At 44.9% G+C, this 18,493-nt stretch carries 14 protein-coding genes and 1 pseudogene; 8 read left to right on the forward strand and 7 right to left on the reverse strand.

What is annotated here, in order from left to right; translation table 11 throughout:
- Positions 1-122 precede the first annotated feature (122 nt).
- From A8C56_RS22365 to A8C56_RS22385, 5 genes are all read left to right on the forward strand, one after another.
- The gene (locus A8C56_RS22365; RefSeq protein ID WP_067760852.1) at positions 123-1,472 is read left to right on the forward strand and encodes a TolC family protein; all 1,350 of its coding nucleotides are present in this window, start codon (positions 123-125) and stop codon (positions 1,470-1,472) included.
- Positions 1,473-1,507: 35 nt separating this feature from the next.
- Positions 1,508-2,818, forward strand: a complete 1,311-nt coding sequence (locus A8C56_RS22370) for an efflux RND transporter periplasmic adaptor subunit (protein ID WP_067760854.1) — start codon at positions 1,508-1,510, stop codon at positions 2,816-2,818.
- Between the two features lie 48 nt (positions 2,819-2,866).
- The gene (locus tag A8C56_RS22375) at positions 2,867-3,613 is read left to right on the forward strand and encodes an ABC transporter ATP-binding protein (protein ID WP_067760857.1); all 747 of its coding nucleotides are present in this window, start codon (positions 2,867-2,869) and stop codon (positions 3,611-3,613) included.
- An 11-nt stretch (positions 3,614-3,624) separates the two neighbouring features.
- Positions 3,625-4,845: an ABC transporter permease gene (locus A8C56_RS22380; protein WP_067760859.1), complete on the forward strand. Its 1,221-nt coding sequence runs from the start codon at positions 3,625-3,627 to the stop codon at positions 4,843-4,845.
- 119 nt (positions 4,846-4,964) lie between these two features.
- Complete coding sequence (locus tag A8C56_RS22385) at positions 4,965-5,969, forward strand: SRPBCC family protein (protein WP_067760861.1); 1,005 nt, start codon at positions 4,965-4,967, stop codon at positions 5,967-5,969.
- A 69-nt stretch (positions 5,970-6,038) separates the two neighbouring features.
- Here the strand turns inward: A8C56_RS22385 and A8C56_RS22390 are convergent, their stop codons facing one another.
- Positions 6,039-6,509 (reverse strand): hypothetical protein, encoded by a 471-nt coding sequence (locus A8C56_RS22390; protein ID WP_067760863.1) that lies wholly within the window; start codon positions 6,507-6,509, stop codon positions 6,039-6,041.
- A 110-nt stretch (positions 6,510-6,619) separates the two neighbouring features.
- Here A8C56_RS22390 and ruvB point away from each other — a divergent pair, with 110 nt between their 5' ends.
- Together ruvB and A8C56_RS25575 are read left to right on the forward strand one after the other, a co-directional pair.
- Entirely contained in the window at positions 6,620-7,654 is a 1,035-nt protein-coding gene (gene ruvB / locus A8C56_RS22395) for a Holliday junction branch migration DNA helicase RuvB (RefSeq protein ID WP_067760865.1), read from the forward strand.
- Between the two features lie 87 nt (positions 7,655-7,741).
- Positions 7,742-8,148 (forward strand): annotated as a pseudogene (locus A8C56_RS25575) (GxxExxY protein).
- Between the two features lie 196 nt (positions 8,149-8,344).
- Here A8C56_RS25575 and A8C56_RS22405 read toward each other — a convergent pair.
- Both A8C56_RS22405 and A8C56_RS22410 read right to left on the reverse strand, forming a co-directional pair.
- The gene (locus A8C56_RS22405; RefSeq protein ID WP_067760867.1) at positions 8,345-9,043 is read right to left on the reverse strand and encodes a response regulator transcription factor; all 699 of its coding nucleotides are present in this window, start codon (positions 9,041-9,043) and stop codon (positions 8,345-8,347) included.
- A 118-nt stretch (positions 9,044-9,161) separates the two neighbouring features.
- Positions 9,162-9,551 carry a hypothetical protein gene (locus A8C56_RS22410; RefSeq protein ID WP_067760869.1) on the reverse strand — a complete coding sequence of 130 codons (390 nt, stop codon included), beginning with the start codon at positions 9,549-9,551 and terminating at the stop codon, positions 9,162-9,164.
- A 165-nt stretch (positions 9,552-9,716) separates the two neighbouring features.
- Between A8C56_RS22410 and A8C56_RS22415 the strand changes: the two genes are divergently transcribed.
- A complete protein-coding gene (locus A8C56_RS22415) occupies positions 9,717-11,252 on the forward strand; it encodes a helicase HerA-like domain-containing protein (protein WP_067760871.1) in 1,536 nt (511 codons plus the stop codon).
- Positions 11,253-11,288: 36 nt separating this feature from the next.
- Here the strand turns inward: A8C56_RS22415 and A8C56_RS22420 are convergent, their stop codons facing one another.
- The 4 genes from A8C56_RS22420 to A8C56_RS22435 are packed head-to-tail and all read right to left on the reverse strand — an operon-like array spanning position 11,289 to position 18,321.
- Complete coding sequence (locus A8C56_RS22420) at positions 11,289-13,691, reverse strand: hypothetical protein (protein ID WP_067760873.1); 2,403 nt, start codon at positions 13,689-13,691, stop codon at positions 11,289-11,291.
- Between the two features lie 16 nt (positions 13,692-13,707).
- Positions 13,708-14,853 (reverse strand): DUF4249 domain-containing protein, encoded by a 1,146-nt coding sequence (locus tag A8C56_RS22425; RefSeq protein WP_067760875.1) that lies wholly within the window; start codon positions 14,851-14,853, stop codon positions 13,708-13,710.
- A 1-nt stretch (position 14,854) separates the two neighbouring features.
- Positions 14,855-17,608 (reverse strand): TonB-dependent receptor, encoded by a 2,754-nt coding sequence (locus A8C56_RS22430; protein ID WP_067760877.1) that lies wholly within the window; start codon positions 17,606-17,608, stop codon positions 14,855-14,857.
- On the reverse strand, positions 17,608-18,321 hold the full coding sequence (locus A8C56_RS22435; RefSeq protein WP_157098071.1) for a hypothetical protein: 714 nt from the start codon (positions 18,319-18,321) through the stop codon (positions 17,608-17,610). The genes A8C56_RS22430 and A8C56_RS22435 overlap by 1 nt, the downstream gene beginning before the upstream one ends.
- Positions 18,322-18,493: the final 172 nt, after the last annotated feature.

Raw genomic sequence — 18,493 nt, forward strand, 5'->3', positions numbered from 1 at the left:
TTAGTGTATTTTTTATTTCCCGAAGCAGGAAATCGGAAATACTGGCGTCAATTATAGAACAGATTCTTATATTGATTATAAACCAACCTTTTCAAGGGTAAGGAAAAGAAAAAACGACCAGTATGGCCCAAAAGATAGTAAGAGCGCTGCTTTTTTGTTGCTATTGTTTGCCATTTAGCGGAAATGCTCAAACAGATACAACATTGGCAGGCTTACCTCAAACCTGGACCCTGCAACAATGTATTGACTACGCAAAACAGCATAATATTGAGGTAAACACCCTCCGGCTGGCTGAAAAAACGGATCAGCAGAACATCCTTCTGGCCAGGGCAGCAAAATATCCCAATCTTACGGGTGCCACCACCCAGTCATTTACCAATAGCCAGAATGCCAACCCTGTTATCGGCGGTTTCCAGACCCAATCCAGCTTTGCAAGCAATTACTCCCTCAATTCATCGGTTACCATTTACAATGGCGGTTATATCAACAATAACATTAAGCAAAGCGAAGCCCAGTGGAAAGCTGATCAGTTCAATACGGCTGCTATGGAAAACAGCATTATATTGCAGATCACACAGGCGTACCTGTCTATCCTGCTGGCTAAGGAGAACATCATCTACCTGCAGGACCTGCTTAGCACATCCCAGGCGCAGCTGAAACAGGGTGCAATTCAATACAAGGCGGGAAGCATTTCCCGGTTAAATTTTGTTGGCCTGGAATCGCAGGTGGCAACAGACCAGTACAATGTTACTACGGCCCGGAATACTGTGCGACAGAACACTCTTGTGCTGAAACAACTGCTGCAGTTGCCTTCCGGCTATGAACTGCAGATCATTCAGCCGGACACCGTTGCCACAGCCCCTAAAGTAGTGGAAACGCTTGACGCGGTACAGCAGCAGGCGCATGATACCCGGCCCGAAATAAAAAACAGCCAGCTCGGTATTGATATTGCCAACTATAGCCTGGAAAAAGCAAGGGCAGGTTTGCGGCCCACGCTTACCGGCAGCGGCGCTCTTTCAACCGGTTATTCAGACAACCAGTCATCCGCATACATACAACAGCTGGACAATAACTTTTACCAGCGAATCGGCATCACCTTATCCATTCCCATCTTTAATAACCGTATCGGGCGTACCAATGTAGAAAATGCTAAAATAGCCATTGACCAGGCAAAGCTGAATCTTAAAAATACGGAAACCACATTATCACAGCAGGTAGAGCAGGCCTATATTAATGTGCTGAATGCACAGGCGCAATATGATGCAGCCGTAACACAGTTAAATACCAACCGGGAAACCTACCAGATCTCCGGCGAGCAACTGCGTTTAGGGGCTATTACTTCTGTTGATTACCTGCTTCAGAAAAACCTTTACATACAGGCGTTGCAGCAATACATACAGGCAAAGTATAATGCGCTGATCGGCGTAAAAGTATATGACTTTTATAAAGGAACGCCCGTAACAATTGATTAACCAAACATTTATCAAACGCATAAAAGCCACAGCGGATGAAACGGAATAAACGAATGATCATTATACTTCTGGTGCTGGTACTGATTGCTGCCGCAATATGGTATTTCCGCTTCAGGAAAGAGGAAAATACGCTTACCCTTACTATTGAAAAGCCGCACTATGGGTATATTGGCACCAGCGTAATGGCTACGGGAACGGTACAGCCGGTAGATACCGTTGTGATCGGCTCCCAGGTATCCGGGACCATTAAAAAGATATTTGCAGACTTTAACTCTGTGGTAAAGAAGGGGCAGTTATTAGCCCAGATAGACCCTTCCCTTTTCATCGCCCAGGTACAGCAGCAGAATGCCACCCTGCAACAGGCCAAAAACAACCTGGTTTATGAACAGGCAAATTATAACCGGCAGAATGAATTATATAAGGCCGGTGCCATCAGCAAAGCAGAGCTGGAAACAGCACAGAACGCCTATAAGGTGGCGCAGGACCAGGTGAACGGGGCAGCAGCGCAGCTGACCTCGGCCCAGAAAAACCTGTCCTTTACCAATATTTATTCCCCGATAGACGGAACCGTAATGTCAAGAGCAGTGAGCGAAGGGCAAACGGTTGCGTCCAGCTTTAATACACCCACCCTGTTCAGCATTGCCAAGGATCTTACCAAAATGCAGGTGCGTGCCGCAGTTGATGAGGCAGATATCGGAAATGTAAAAGTTGGCGAGCGCGTTACCTTTACTGTAGACGCCTTTCCGAACGATGTATTCAATGGAACAGTACAGGAGATCCGTTTACAGCCAACCGTATCATCCAATGTGGTCACCTATACTACTATTATCAATGCGCCTAATGATAACCTGAAGCTAAAGCCTGGTATGACGGCTAATATCAATATCTATACCGAAGAGCTGGATAAGGCCCTGCTGATACCGGCAGCTGCCTTAAAATATACTCCTGATGCAGCTACTGCAAAACAATTTAAAGTAGCGCCCTATACTCCTATGGGCAAGGGCAATACGGCGGGCAATAAACCGGCAGGCAGTTCCGGGGATTCAACAAGAAGGAAAACAGATTCAACCGGGAACCCTGTTAAACACGGAGTCGTATGGCTGAAACGGGGTGATTCACTGGTGCATAAATGGATTGAAACAGGGCTCACTGATGATATTAATGTTCAGGTAGTAAAAGGGCTCACAGAAAACGATGAAGTAGTAACGGCACAACAGGTTGAAAGCAAAGGTACCTCCGCAAGCGCTTCTTCAGGCGACAGAAGTCCTTTTATGCCGCAAAGAAGAGGGGGCAGCAGAAGTGGCGGCAGCAGCAACAGGTCCGGCGGCGGGCCTCCGCCACGATAAGCGGCTTCTGCTCATTCACCTCCCGTTTTCTTAAATTCAATATGAAAAATGGATAAAAAAATATTGGACATCAGCGAGCTGAAACGTGAATTCCGGATGGGCGTGGAAGTAGTGCATGCGCTTAAAGGCATTTCCTTTGACGTGAAGGAGGGCGAATTCCTGACCATTATGGGAAGCAGTGGTTCCGGCAAAACGACCCTTTTAAACATCCTGGGTTGCCTGGACAAGCCTACGGACGGAACTTATTTACTGGATGGCGTTGATGTAAAAAGCCTTTCCAGGGATGAGCTGGCAAAACTCCGTAATCACAAAATAGGTTTTGTTTTTCAGGCGTACAACCTGCTGCCCCGGACCTCCGCATTGGAAAATGTGGAGTTGCCCCTGATGTATAATTCCGGCATCTCGGCAAAAGAAAGAAGAGAACGTGCCATTCAGGCACTGGAAGCCGTACGGCTGGAAGAGCGGCTGGATCATATGCCCAACCAGCTTTCAGGGGGCCAGCAGCAGCGCGTGGCCATAGCACGTGCGCTTGTTAACCAGCCGGTAATGATCCTTGCAGACGAGGCTACAGGCAACCTGGATTCAAAAACTTCCTATGAAATTATGGCGCTGATGCAGGATCTGAACACACAGGGTAAAACCATTGTATTTGTTACGCACGAGCCGGATATTGCGGCATTTAGCAGCAGAACCATTATGCTGCGCGATGGCAGGATTATGAAGGATTACTTCAATGAAAACAAAAAATCGGCAAAAGAGATGCTGGCAGCAATGCCTGCAACAGACGATTATTAAAAGACGGTGGTATGAGTTTGATCAATCTTTTCAGGATTGCTTTAAGGGCATTGCAGCGTAACAAATTACGGGCATTTCTTACTATGCTGGGCATTATTATAGGCGTTGCCTCCGTAATAGCCATGGTTGCAATAGGGCAGGGCTCTAAAAAAAGCATCCAGGATCAGTTGTCAAGCATGGGGTCCAATATGATCACCATCCGCCCCAACAGCAATGTTGCAGCAGGCGCGCGCCTCGATTTTTCAAGCGTGCAAACGCTTACAGAACAGGATATCACTGCCATAAAAAAGCAGGCACAATATGTAAGTGGTGTATCCCCCGCCGTTACGCAGAGAGGGCAGGTCATCAACGGCAATATGAACTGGAATACTTCCCTGCAGGGAGTCAGCCCGGATTTTCTCAGCATCCGCAACTGGCAGCTGAGCAGCGGTATCTCCTTTACGGATGCCGATGTAAAAACCGCGGATAAAGTCTGCCTGCTTGGCCAGACCGTTGTAACCAACCTGTTTCCTGATGGAGAGAGTCCTGTAGGAAAGATCATCCGTTTCAATACCATTCCGTTTAAAGTGATCGGTGTACTGGCACAGAAAGGTGAAAATGCTTTCGGCCAGGATCAGGACGATATTGTGCTAACACCTTATTCAACGGTTCAGAAAAGGATTACAGCGTCTATCTATTTTCAGAATATCTATTGCTCTGCAGCTGACCAGGCCAGCACAGACAAAGCAGTAGATGAGCTTACCACTATTTTGCGCGCATCGCACCGGTTAAGAAGCAGTGATGAGGATGATTTTACCATAAGAACACAGGCAGAGCTTATAAATACCTTTAGCTCTACCAGTGAACTGTTAACGGTTTTGTTAGGAGCTATTGCCGGTATTTCCCTGGTGGTAGGCGGTATTGGCATTATGAACATCATGTATGTTTCCGTTACGGAACGCACCAAGGAGATAGGGCTGCGTATGTCTTTAGGGGCAAGGGGAAAAGATATTTTGATGCAGTTCCTGGTGGAAGCGATCCTGATCAGCATCACCGGCGGGCTGATCGGCATTGCATTGGGCATTACCTCCAGCAAGCTCATTTCTGTTTTCTTAAAATGGCCTACGCTGGTATCAGAATCGTCTGTTACGCTTTCCTTCCTGGTCTGCGCCATCACCGGCATCTTCTTTGGCTATTATCCTGCGCAAAAAGCATCAGGGCTCGATCCTATTGAAGCATTACGTTATGAATAACGGGCGCTCCGGGTGCCGACAGGGCTTCGTGCTTTGTCCGGCTTCATCTGTTCGCTAAAAAATACCGGCTTATTCATGCCAGGTGCTTATTCCTTTCTATTTTCGCATAAAAGAATTGTATGAGGTTTTTCAGGTGGATTTTCCTGTTCCTTATTTGCGTTGCTATTGTGTTGCTGGGCCTGTCCTTTCTTGCACCTGTGCAGCAGCAGGTAGTAAGGTCCGTTGTCATTAATGCGCCTGCCAAAAAGGTATATGAGCAGATGCTGCTTTTGCAAAACTTCAATAACTGGTCTATCTGGGGGAAGGCCGATTCTTCGATCCAGTATACGTCTAACCGGATCCCGGACGGGCAGGTGGGCACCACCATTACCTGGAACGGAAATGCTCTGCTGTCCGGCAAAGGGAAGATTCAGTTGACCGGCCTGCTGGAGAACAGGCAGATCACGCATCATATAACCTTACTGGAGCCACAGCATCTTGAAGCAGACTCAAAATTCGATCTCACGGAGCAAAACAACGCCACTTCTGTAACCTGGACGTTTACTGTTCCTTCAGAACGGCCCTGGAACGTTTATAACCTGTTCTACAGTCTGGATAAAGAAAAGGGAGCAGAGTTTGAAAAGGGACTGCAGGCTTTAAAAATGATGATTGAGAAAGCACCTATTGTGCCCCCAAACACGCCCCGGATCGTAAATACCAATTTTTCGCTAACCAATTATGTCTCCATCCGGCAGCAGGTGCGCCGGGCGGATCTGCCTGCTTTCTTTACCACGCACTTTCACCACCTGGAACATTACACCTTAAAAGACAGCGCTGCTACCGATGTGAGGACAGGGCTTTTCTACAAAAAGGATGAAAAAGCATTGCAGGACGATGTGGCGGCAGCAATCCAGATACCGGCAGGTTTTAATCCGGCGTTACGCTCTCCGGAAGAACTGATAAGCATCCCGGCTTCAAAAGCAATAGAAGTACGTATTACAGGTAATAATCCGGCCACTAAGGACCTGGCATACAAAACGCTTAATGATTACATTGCGGACCGGCAATTAAAAACCCAGGCACCGGTAATTGAGGAATACACTGCAAAAGACAGCACAACACGCATTATTTACCTGGTTGAATAGCTATGGGATGCCTGGGCAAAAAGGAACCCGTTAACAGCTCACTGACCCGTCAGACAGGCCGGTTGATAATTAAATACGGATTTTTAGCAGGTAGTTATTGTTGACCCCGGAAGCAGTAAATGCATATCCCTTTACAGAAAAGTTGCTTAAAGTAATCCCGGCATCAGTGATCACCGAAGAATAAGCGATCTCGATTTCAATACTTTTCTTTATACGCAGAATAACTTTATTCCGTTCTGTTACCGGAAACACAACAACATCAGAAAGGTCTTCATTGGGAGAGGTGATAGATACATTGTAGTTAATAAGCCGGTCGGATGCATTCCGGAGCTCAATATCAGAAGCGGCTAAATGATTGGCAGTAATATAATTTTCTCCGGTATTTTTACTGATCAGCTGTATATAAAAATTAGGGCCGACACAGTTCCCGTTTGTACAGGAGGCTGCCATATTCAGCCTACTGCTACCCGTATCCTGCGCCGATTTACTGCATTGGGCGCATAATAAAATAAAAAGCAGGCCGCTAAAAAATAATTTCATACACTGCTGTTTTTTATTATTAACGTGCAAAATATAAAAAACGAAACAACCGGGCGATATTTTTTAACAAGCCCGCAACCACCGTTGAATTGTAATATCTTTGAAAAAGAATGAACAACCCCAATCTAAATAAAGAAAAGCAGGGATTAAGCACCCAGGACAGTGATTTTGAAAATACTATCCGTCCGGGGCAGATCAGGGATTTTGCGGGGCAGCCCCAGCTGATCGAAAACCTGGTCATTTTTATTCGCGCAGCAAAAATGCGGGGAGAAGCGCTGGATCATATTTTGTTTCACGGCCCTCCCGGCCTTGGAAAAACAACCCTTTCCCGCATCGTAGCAAATGAACTGGGTGTAAATATAAAGGAAACCAGCGGTCCGGTCATTGAAAAACCGGGAGATCTTGCAGGACTGCTCACTTCGCTGGAGCCTAATGATGTGCTGTTCATTGATGAAATTCACAGGCTGAGCACGGTGGTAGAGGAATACCTGTATGCTGCAATGGAAGATTACCGGCTGGATATATTACTGGATAGCGGGCCCAACGCGCGCAGCATACAGCTTTCATTAAACCCCTTTACGCTGGTAGGCGCCACAACAAGAAGCGGTTTACTGACCGCCCCTTTATTATCAAGATTTGCTATAAAGGCCCGGCTGGAATATTACAGCTCACAAACATTACAAAAGATCATATTGCGCGCAGCACAGATACTGGACGTGAAAATTTCAAAAGATGCTGCTGCTGAAATAGCGGCCAGAAGCCGGGCTACCCCACGCATTGCCAACGGGCTGCTGAGAAGAGTGCGCGATTTTGCACAGGTGCTGAATGATGGCATTATTGATATTGGCATTACGCAACATGCGCTGAAAGCCTTAAATGTAGACGAATATGGACTGGACGATATGGATAACCGCATTTTGCTGGCCATCATTGAAAAGTTCAAAGGAGGCCCTGTGGGCATTACCACTATTGCCACTGCCGTTGGTGAGGAAGCCGGCACCATCGAGGAAGTATATGAGCCTTTTTTGATACAGGAAGGGTTTATGCAACGCACTCCCCGCGGAAGGGAGGTAACACATAAAGCCTATGAGCATCTGGGCAAGAAGCCGGGTAATACCGGTGTAAACCTGCAACTGGATCTTTGATAAAACTATTAAGGAGTTAAGAACAGGTAAGTTGTAATGCTCCTTAATTAAGGATAAAAGTATAACCTATCTATAAAAATCACCGCCATGACTAAAAAACAGATTACACAACTATCTTACAATATAACCGGCTATGCAATAAAAGTGCATAAAGCATTAGGGCCCGGGTTGCTGGAAAGCGTATATGAGAAATGCCTGAAATATGAACTGCTACAAAATGGATATTATGTACAGCAACAGGTAATTGTACCGGTAACTTATGCAAATATTCTTATAGATACTGAACTGCGTCTGGATCTGTTGGTGAATGATTGTGTGATTGTGGAGTTAAAGCAATAGAGCATATTTTACCTGTACATGAGGCTCAGCTCCTTACTTATATGAAACTATTGCAAAAACCACAGGGATTGCTCATTAATTTTTTCACAGATAATGTTAGCAGGTCATTGAAACCATTTGTAAGTGAGTTTTTTGCCTTGTTACCGGAAGAGTAAGACATAAACCATTAAGGCGTTAAGAATAGTTAAGCCTTAATGCCTCTTAATTTCTTAATGGTTATTTACACGGATGCTACCCAGCCAGCTTTAATAGCTTTTTTTAAGTGCTGAAGCGGGAGATCAAAACTGCCCGCAATAAAAAAGCGTTTAAGCCGGACAACTTAAACGCTTTTTATAATAAGATGCATGGTAATTATTCCTGCACTACCAGGCGGAATCCATTACCGTGAATATTCACTATTTCAATCTTTTCATCATCTTTCAGGTACTTCCGCAGCTTGGCAATATATACATCCATACTTCTTCCGTTAAAATAGGTATCGCTGCCCCATATCTTTTTCAGGGCCTGTTCCCTGGGTAGTAGGTCATTTAAATGCTCTGCCAGCATTTTCAGCAATTCGTTTTCCTTGGGGGAAAGTGTTTGCGTATTGCCGTTATGGATCAACTGGCGCAGCTTCGGGTTAAAGTGATAGCTGGCCAGGTTGTATTCTTTATTCTCGGTTTCTTTATTCAGCTCTTCGTTTCTCTTAAGGATTGCCTTGATCTTTAAAAGCAGCACTTCGCTGTCAAAAGGTTTTGTAATATAATCATCAGCGCCCAGCTTGTATCCCTGGATAATATCTTCCTTCATGGTTTTTGCGCTCAGGAAGAATAAAGGCACATCCGGGTCTACATTACGCACTTCCTCCGCCAGCGTAAATCCATCCATGTGGGGCATCATCACATCCAGAAGGCACAGGTCAAACTTTTCACGCTGAAAAGCAGCCAGGCCCAGGCGGCCGTCCCTTTCAAGCGTAACGTCATAGTCGTTCAGCTCCAGGTAGTTCTTTAAAACATTTCCAAGGTTGGGATCATCCTCGCACAATAATATTCTTGGTTTTTTTGCTTCCATGTTGCTGTGTTTAAATTATTAGTTGGCAAATAAAGTTAATGCTTTTTAATACACTGACAAATGGAAACGAATTTTTTGTTAAAAGTGCGCTTTTTAATTGATATACAGCTACCTGTTGCTATTTTTTAAAGATCCGGAAACTTCCGCCGTTTGTAGTATTGGTGCCGGCGCCCCAGGTTCCGTCCATTGCTGTGATCCCTGCATCCAAGGTAGCTGCAACAGAATAGGATTCGCTGGGCGGGTAGGTATACGTTGCTTTAACAGTAGCACCCGTAACAAAATAGGTTCCATCTGCTATGTTTGCGGTCGCTGTGTCTGTATTGTTGGCATACACCCGTACTGTGCCATTGGAACGGAACAGGAAAATATACGGTGTGGCCGGAACCTCATTGCCATTACCATAATTTCCTTCCCAATAACCGATTACAGTGGGCTGAATGGCATCTTTACCCTTTTTGCAGGCAACTAAAACCAGTACAGTAAACAGCGCATATAAGGTCTTTTTCATCTTTCTGAATTTTTCAGTTCTGATAAAATAATTTACCCTTCAAAAGTAGGAGGATGCAGCACCGGTTACAATACCTGAATTGCATGATGGTATTTTTACGATGTCTTAATTCCGTATTTGTACAACTTTCTTGTCTATCGCTTAACTTAGATGAAAATTTGATCCATGCAGAATACAAATGACTTCCTTAAAACCATACAGGACGGATACTCTTTTAAAGGAGAAAACTACAAGATCGGCAGGGCGATGCTGAATGGGCAGATAGTGGCAGATGCTGATGTCTTTATTCCCTTTAAAACCTTAAACCGCCATGGGCTGATAGCCGGGGCTACCGGTACCGGTAAAACAAAAACGCTGCAATTGCTGGCAGAAGGAATGAGCGATGCCGGCATACCGGTGGTGCTGATGGATATAAAAGGAGACCTGAGCGGCATTGGTGCCGCAGGTACTGCAAATGATAAGATTACCGAACGCTGCCAGTTGCTGGGCATCGATTTTAAACCGGAGGCCTATCCTATAGAGTTCCTTACCTTAAGTAATGAAAAAGGAACACGGTTGCGGGCAACTGTAAGTGAGTTCGGGCCTGTGCTGCTTTCTAAAATATTAGAACTGAATGATACGCAGGGCGGGTTTGTTGCTATGATCTTTAAGTACTGCGATGATAATAAACTGCCATTGCTGGATCTGAAAGATTTTATAAAGGTGCTGCAATACGTAAGCGATGAAGGCAAGGCGGAACTTGAAAAAACCTATGGCAAGGTGTCCACAACCTCCACAGGAACTATTTTAAGAAAAGTGATCGAATTACAGCAACAGGGCGCGGACCTGTTCTTTGGTGAAAGAAGCTTTGATGTGGAAGACCTGATGCGTGTGAACGATGACGGGAGGGGTATGGTATCCATCATTCGTGTTACCGATCTGCAGGACCGGCCGAAGCTCTTTTCTACATTCATGCTCCAGATGCTGGCAGAGTTATATGCGTCTTTGCCGGAAGTGGGCGATCCGGATAAACCGAAGCTGGTACTGTTTATTGATGAAGCGCACCTGATCTTTAATGAAGCCAGCAGCGCTTTGCTGAACCAGCTGGAAACCATTGTAAAGCTGATCCGTTCAAAGGGGGTGGGCGTATTTTTATGTACCCAGAATCCAATGGATGTTCCGGCCTCTATACTGGCACAACTAGGGTTAAAAGTACAGCACGCTCTGCGGGCATTTACAGCAGCTGATCGTAAAGTGATCAAACAAACAGCGGAAAATTATCCCATAAGCGCATTCTATAAAACGGAGGATCTGCTGACACAGGTAGGTATCGGTGAAGCATTGATCACCCTGCTGAATGAAAAGGGAATCCCTACCCCGTTGGCTCATTGTATGCTGCGTGCGCCTCAAAGCCGTATGGATATACTGACCGATGCGGAAATTGATGCCATCGTTGCCCGGTCAAAAATAGCAGCGCATTACAACGAGGTGATCGATAATGAAAGCGCCTATGAGCTTCTCTCCCGGAAACTGGATGATGCCGCAGAAAGAAACCAGCAACCTACACAATCAACTACTTCCCGGACTGCAAAGGAGGAGGGCTTTTTTGACAATCCCATTGTAAAAAGTATGGCACGCACAGCAGGCAACACGATAGTACGTTCCCTGTTAGGAGCCATTGGGCTGGGCGGTACCAGAAAAAAAAGTAAAAGCTGGTTTTAGATTACAGTTGCACAATATCAATCCAGGGAAATTGCTTTATTGTTTATTTACCGTAAAGCTGCTCTCTGAGTAAACGGGCTTCCCGTCTTCTGTAATTCCCTGCAGCACTATTTTGTACGTACCCGTAAAGTCGGAGGTAAAGCAATTTATTTTCCGGGCATTGCCCTCTTCAAGCCTTATGGCCGGATTCCAAAGAAGCGTAGTACGGTAATCCGGCATTCTGAGGTCTCCTTTATTTTCAGCAGTGTAAACCGGGCTGAAAAATTCTCTTTTTAATTCCAACCCTTCATAATCAACCGGAACGGCTGTCGGATCAAGCTCGAACCCGTCAAATTTTGCATCATAGGTCTGAAAGCTTGCAATACCGGAGTATACAGCAGGGCCAATAACAAATCTTCTGGGCACTACATCCAGCCGCTTTACTTTAAAAGGGTCATAATTAAAAATGCTGTTATAATCATGCAGCGGAACACCATCTAATAATACCAATACTGCAAACCTGTAAACGCTTTCGCTTTTTTCATTATAGATGGTCATCTTCAGCTTGCGGTCTCTTACGGTAACATTGATCGGCGTAACATACTCCCGCAGCACTTCTTCCATTGTTGAAAAACGCTTATAATCATCCAGCATATAAGTTACCTCAGCCTTGTCATAAAAAGGAAGTGAGTCTTTATAAACAGGTACATGGAACGTATTTAACGGGTCTTTATAATAGATATTGTTTGCCTGCATGGCAATACTCCTTTTTAAAAGATCCGTACTATCCACGGGATTCAGCAAAAATGGTGGCTGATAAAAAGTTTTGCTGGTACTATCTGCAAAAGGGGATAGCACTTCTATCCGGTATGTATTGGATGTATTATCAGAAGGAAAAGGCTTTACAAAAATGTCGCCCGGCCCGTAATACCGGTTTACATTGAAGCGTACAATACCGTCAGCATCAGTTGTTCCGTTAAAAAGACCAAAGGGCACGGAAGGAACGGTAAGAAAACAGGCTACCCCGGTTGCCGGTTTATTCGTCCAGGTATCAACGACCCTTGCCGTAATAATATGCCCGTTATATTCAGGAACCGCTGGTACGGCTGTCCTGCCTGTATTGTTTGTAGGGCTAAAACGCCGCCAGCCGTTAACAAGCATCAGGTTTTCAATATAGCTTCCCTGCATTGCTTCCGGTGTAAAATAAAATTCAGGCGCTTCTATCTTACCAGACAGGTGGACGGTAAGGTATAAATAATCCCTGATGTTCAAAACAGGCTGATTATTCCTGTCCGCTGAGAAAACCGACAACGACCCGTTAATGATCTGCTTATTACCGGAAATCCGTTCCGGCGTTAGCTCAATTGTCAGTTGCTGCCTTGCAGCAGCAGTGTTTTCATGGTTGATCTTAACCTCCGCTTTTGCCAGATCCGGTGGTGTAAAGACCAGGCGCTCGCTAACGGGTTGCCAGTTCTGGTCAAATAATGTAAAATACACAACTCCTGTTCCCAGCCTGGATTTACTAACCCTGCAGGCAATGCTGTTGTCTGCTTCCATTTCCAGTTCCAGTGCTACCTTGCTGGTCTGCCCTGTGTGCGCTACCAGGAACATTTTTTGAGGTAGTGCCCTTTGTGCAGAAACGATTATTTTATAGCTGTCATTGTTTTCTTCACTTACGCTTATTGTATGCCCGCTGATCTTTTGTGCAGGGAGTGCCACTTTTACAGGCTCTTTGCCGGGGATAGAGACAATGGCGGTATACCGGTTGCCGGAACGCGGGGTATATATAAATTGCCCCAGCCCGAATTTTTGCGTCTCAAATTTTGCAACGGTATCTGTTTCATTTGCAACAATGCTGCCGCGGGCTTGTACCCCGTTTGTTGTTTTAGGATCCAGCACCTGAACGCCCACTTTTGTAATAAGCCCTTCAATTGCATCACCTCCTTCGGGGAAAAAATGGATCAGGGCAGTTGTTTCTTTCGCAGCCGGTGCAGCCTCTCCTGCGGTTAAAGAGTTGGTAACCAGTACCCGCTTTCTGAAAAACAGTTTCGGATCTCCTGTTTTCATGCGGCTTGTGTAGCCAATAAGCGTATAGGCACCCGTACTTATGTTTACAGGAAGATAAAGGCTCCCATCGCCTGATCCCTTTTTTACTTCTATTTTCGATTGCAGCACCGGGCTGCCTTTGTCGTTAAGGAGTTCCAGGTAGCTGATCGTGTTATACGTATTTCCCGTAAATCCATCTGCATTCAACAGGTATACCTTGTACCAGATGATCTCGCCTGCCAGGTAAGATTCTTTGTCTGTATGAATAAAAAGGACCTCTTCATTGCCGGTTATTTTATGCTGCACTGCTGCTGCCGGCAATTCGGTCTGTCCTTTGCCGGCAATGGTCAGAAAAGCGCCTGCAATGAATAAAAGCAGCCGTATGTGAAAAAAAGTATAATGACGATTATCCATTTTCCTTTTTAAATTATTAAGGCCAGTAAGATGGTTTTTGATTTTGTCCTCCTCTGGTCGTACAATCCACACAGAAGGGAGTAGACGCGTCATACCCCTGAGCAGGAGGTGTTTCCCTGCTATTATTATTTATAGGAATGTAAGCGCCCTTAAAATAGAACGCTGTACTGTCCCTGTTTTCCGGTATAAAAATGGTATTGCAATACATATTAAAGCGCCAGCCGGGAGGGCTTGTAACAAAGGCTCTCTTTTGTGTAACAGTACTGGCGGCAATAAATCCTATTACAATATCGTTCGGGTTCGTGGTGTTATGAATATTTCCTCGCAGTTCTGAAGGCATCGGGTCAAAGATTGTACCCAGCGATTCCGTATTTTTTTTCATAAGATCATAGAATTCATAGGCTGCCTTATCCAGGGCATATTGCCTTACCAGAACACTGTATAATACGGAAAGCTGCTCATCTCCGGCCGGTATACTTTTTATAGTACTCTGATAAATAACATCGGAGGTCAGCTTGGCAGAGCTGGCAATCAAAATATTGGTGGAATGCCCGTATTTCCAGCATCTGTAAACGTCTTCCTGTGGAAAGATTCTTGGCCGCACGCCGTAAGGATCAGCTTCGGATGAAGCCGGATCATAGATCAGGGAAGACTGGTAGGCGCTGTGGATTTCCCAGGTTTCATCAAAATCCCATTTGTAATAGATGGTATTATTAGCAGGGTCATGTGTATTTACATAAACCTGAACGTCGCCGTCATTGGTTTGTTTCCATCCGATGTCGTCGATCGGCGGAGTTGTTTTTACCTTTACAAAATCAGAAAGGTATTCTTTCCCGTCTGTTGTTTGAATGCGCACGCGGTACTGGACATCCGGAGAAAGCCCAAGTTCGTCATTATAATAGACACCGGGGCTGGTCATTATTAGTGCTTTTGTGGAATTGTCGCTGCCTTCAACGGATACGGTTGCGCCGGATTCATAAACGGGCTGGCTGCTTTTATTAAGCGGCATTGTTCTTGACAGGGTGATTGTTGTAGGGCCTTCTCCTGCATTTAATACTCCTTCTACTACCAGATAGCCGGTACCGGTTGAGGCAATGTCCGGATAGTACCGGTCCTTGCAGGACAGGAGAACGATCAGCCATAAATAGTATCGCAACTTCATTTTAAAAACGAATGTTATAATTAATAAAAGGTATCGCGCTGCCGAATATGGATAGCTTATAACCATTCACCATTCCGCCTTCTGAAATAAAATAAACGGAATAAGGGTTTCTTCTTCCCAGCAGGTTGTAAACACCTATTGTCCAGGAATTATGCGTTTTCTGATGCACCTTATGATTCCCATCGATATTCATTGAAAAATCTGTCCGGTAATAGTCCGGTATGCGATACTGGTTCCTGTCTGAATACAGCATACGTGGCGAACCGGCATAAATATATTCGCCGATAGGATAGGTAATGGGCCTGCCGGTGCTGTATGTTGAGTTTAACGAGAGGCTGAACCGGTGATTGATCTGGAAATTGCCTACAACAATAACGTCGTGCGGTTTGTCATAGTTTGCAGGATAAAACTGCCCGTTATTGATCATGGAGCCCAGACTAAGATCTGTCGACTTCAGCAGGATCCGTGAATAAGTATACCCGATCCACCCATTGAGCTTTCCAACCGGTTTTTTGATCAGTACTTCCACACCGTATGCCTTCCCTTTTGTATTGATCACGTCTGTTTCAATAGTATGGTTCATGACCAGCGTGGCGCCCGGCTTATAATCCAGGTAGTTCTTGATGTTCTTATAATATACTTCCACCGACGTTTCTATGGTATTTGACCGCAGATTCTTATAAAATCCGAGGGAGAACTGGTCTCCTATCTGGGGCTGAATGTTCGGGTCACTCAGCTTCCAGATATCCGTTGGTGAAATAGCAGTTGTATTGGACAATAAATGAATATACTGCCTCAGGGAATTATAGGATGCTTTTATAGAAAAATCGTTTGTAAATGCATACCGCATGGAAAACCGGACCTCAGGCCCCTGGTAATTTTTGATGAACTTTCCTTTTCCGTAACTGACCGTTTCTGTACGGGTATCATCTGTTCTGGGTTGCCCGTCTGCATAATAATTAACTGTTTGCGGGCCCAGGTAAGAATAAAAGGAATACCGGATACCTGTACTGAAGGACAGTTTATCCGTTGCATTAAAACGGTGTGTAACGTAAGCTGCATTTTCAAGTGCACGTTCTGTGCGCACTGTATCCGGCCTTACCAGGGATTCAGAATTAAGCGGCTCAAATATCCCCGGCCGCAGCTTGTACGATAAAGAGCTGAGCCCAAAATCAAAGGCGTGCTTTTGATTTACAAAGTATGCAAAGTTGAGTTTACCATACAGTTGCTGTATATCATAAAACAGGTTAAAAGCATTGATCTCGTTTGCGCCGCTGTTGATGTTGTATTTATAATAATCATAACCGCCTATCAGCTCCCCCTGAAGGCGCTTTGAAAAATTCCGTTTCCATTTAACAGAAATATTCCTGTTGCTGTAGCTGTATACGGTGTCGCTGTTCAGCTTAAATTTATCGTTGCTGTAGTAACCGTTTACATAGATGTTATTATTAGAATCAATCCTGTGGCTCAATCCAAGATTAACATCCTGGAAGGAAGCGCTGCTTTTATCATATTCCTCCGGCAGGAGGTTAATAAGCCAGTTGGCATAAGTGGTACGCCCTCCCAGTATAAAAGAAGTTTTGTCTTTTACTATGGGGCCTTCCAGTTCCAGACGGCTTGTAACCAGCCCGATCCCCGCAGAACCTGTCAGCTGCTTTTTATTACCCTCCCGGCTGTTAATATCCAGCACAGAAGACAGCCTGCCTCCGTATTTTGCAGGTACCGAGCTTTTATAAAGCTCTACATCCTTAACGATCTCCGGGTTAAAGGCGGAGAACATTCCAAAGAAATGCGAAGGGTTATAGATGGTGGCGTCATTAAAAAGTATGAGGTTCTGGTCTGCTGATCCTCCTCTTACATTAAAGCCGGTGCTCGCTTCACCTACTGTTTTAACACCCGGCAGCGTTGTAATGGCGCGTAAAATATCTGCCTCGCCAAAAACAGTGGGAATTTTCTTTATTTCTGCAATCGTAAGGCGGGAAATGCCCATCTGAACATTCCGGATATTTCTTGTTTTTGTAGCAGAAACCACGATTTCCTTTAACGTTGGTATCTGGTCCTGTACGCTCACGTCCATCCTTCCGTCATTATAAACCATAAGGTTTAAATTTGTTTCCCTGATGCCGAACCCGGTTATGTTCAGCGTATGTTTTCCTGGCGGAATGCTTAGCGAATAGCTGCCATAAGCATCTGTATTAGCCGCATATTCATTATCAACCAGTACGGCTACATTGGGGAAAGGCTCCCCGGTTCTTGAGCTTCTAATAGTTCCGACAAGAACTGCCTGCTGCGGGCGTGCCGTATTTCTGTTGCCTATTTCATAAAGCTTTTCCTGGGAAGTGGGAGCCCTTCTTTTTTTATTATCGATCCCATACTCATTTGCTTTCGGAGCATTCTTTTGGGCTACCGGCCCGGCCGGGCCCGGATTGTAAAGGTCCTGTGGCAAAGAAAGCCGGATCTTTAATCCCCTGGTTACATAAACCACCTTGTTGTTATCATCAATAGCATACGTCAGTTCGGTTCTTTCCAGTGCCTGGTCAAGTATGTTTTCAAGGGTTGCCTGCGCTGCTGAGGGCTGCTTTATTAAAAGAGAATCGCTTTGCCGGGCATCATAATAAAAATGATACCCCGTAGTTTTTTCGAGTTTCAAAAAAAGATCAGCAGCAAAAACACTATCTGTTCCTGTTTGTGCCCTCATGCCTGTTGAAGCACCCATACAAAGCAGTATGATCAGTATCCGTTTCTTATTAAGCATTATTGCTGGTTGTATAGCTGTACTGTGGTTAAAATAGCAGCCTCCATATTGGTTTTGAACCGGATGTGTGCTTTCCTGAGCGCTTTTTTAACAGCAGCCTTCCTTAGTTTTAAAATGGTGGTCAGGTCTTTTTGCGATTGTACCTGGTAACAGGCTCCGTTCCTGTAAATATAGAATTTGCTGTTCCAGGTAAACTCACGGTTTACTTTTGATTGCGTCTGGTCGATCCACTCTTTTATATATTTTTTCCTCAATATTAAAACAGGCAGTGTTGCTTCATTCAGTATTTCGTAAAATGCCCTGGTCAGCGATTTATCAAAATCAGGGCCCAATTGAAGGAACTTACGGTTTCCCAGGTAAAAGGCCGACAGTTTTTCATTGGACAGGATTACCGGTACCTTTAGCCGGTTTTCAATGATCAGCGTACCGGCATAGACATCATACCTGAGGTTTAGATCTTTATACCATACGCCATCATAACAGGCCGCCCCCAGGTCCCATTTCGGTTCACCCAGATAGGGGCTGCCCGTTATTAACGGGGAATAGGCTTCAAACAGCCGGCCATTATAAATAGGTTCATTTCCTTTAAACGTAGTATAGTATACCTGCGGTAAGGAGGTGGTGTCCGGAAAAAAAACAGAACTGTTGTTCTGCCCGTCTGCATTTCCCCATAGGTGCAGCAGCATCCCAAATGCAAATAGTCTTATTCTCATATGCTTTTACAGAGGCATTCTAATTGTAAGTAAATAAAACTAAACTAAAAATTCAATGTGGACAAATTTTGTCTGATTATTCTTTTTCCGTGGTCAACCGATTGAACACAAAAAAGACAAGCCGTATTTTATATCGCTTTTTTCAACACCTTTGCAGGGTTGTCATCATGAT

This window comes from Niabella ginsenosidivorans, from assembly GCF_001654455.1.
Taxonomy (GTDB): Bacteria; Bacteroidota; Bacteroidia; order Chitinophagales; family Chitinophagaceae; genus Niabella; species Niabella ginsenosidivorans.

Bases quoted from the DNA above. Each gene is read 5' to 3' on its own strand.
- A8C56_RS22365 (WP_067760852.1), top strand. From the start codon at position 123: ATGGCCCAAAAGATAGTAAGAGCGCTGCTTTTTTGTTGCTATTGTTTG.
- A8C56_RS22370 (WP_067760854.1), top strand. From the start codon at position 1,508: ATGAAACGGAATAAACGAATGATCATTATACTTCTGGTGCTGGTACTG.
- A8C56_RS22375 (WP_067760857.1), top strand. From the start codon at position 2,867: ATGGATAAAAAAATATTGGACATCAGCGAGCTGAAACGTGAATTCCGG.
- A8C56_RS22380 (WP_067760859.1), top strand. From the start codon at position 3,625: ATGAGTTTGATCAATCTTTTCAGGATTGCTTTAAGGGCATTGCAGCGT.
- A8C56_RS22385 (WP_067760861.1), top strand. From the start codon at position 4,965: ATGAGGTTTTTCAGGTGGATTTTCCTGTTCCTTATTTGCGTTGCTATT.
- A8C56_RS22390 (WP_067760863.1), bottom strand. From the start codon at position 6,509: ATGAAATTATTTTTTAGCGGCCTGCTTTTTATTTTATTATGCGCCCAA.
- ruvB (WP_067760865.1), top strand. From the start codon at position 6,620: ATGAACAACCCCAATCTAAATAAAGAAAAGCAGGGATTAAGCACCCAG.
- A8C56_RS22405 (WP_067760867.1), bottom strand. From the start codon at position 9,043: ATGGAAGCAAAAAAACCAAGAATATTATTGTGCGAGGATGATCCCAAC.
- A8C56_RS22410 (WP_067760869.1), bottom strand. From the start codon at position 9,551: ATGAAAAAGACCTTATATGCGCTGTTTACTGTACTGGTTTTAGTTGCC.
- A8C56_RS22415 (WP_067760871.1), top strand. From the start codon at position 9,717: ATGCAGAATACAAATGACTTCCTTAAAACCATACAGGACGGATACTCT.
- A8C56_RS22420 (WP_067760873.1), bottom strand. From the start codon at position 13,691: ATGGATAATCGTCATTATACTTTTTTTCACATACGGCTGCTTTTATTC.
- A8C56_RS22425 (WP_067760875.1), bottom strand. From the start codon at position 14,853: ATGAAGTTGCGATACTATTTATGGCTGATCGTTCTCCTGTCCTGCAAG.
- A8C56_RS22430 (WP_067760877.1), bottom strand. From the start codon at position 17,608: ATGCTTAATAAGAAACGGATACTGATCATACTGCTTTGTATGGGTGCT.
- A8C56_RS22435 (WP_157098071.1), bottom strand. From the start codon at position 18,321: ATGAGAATAAGACTATTTGCATTTGGGATGCTGCTGCACCTATGGGGA.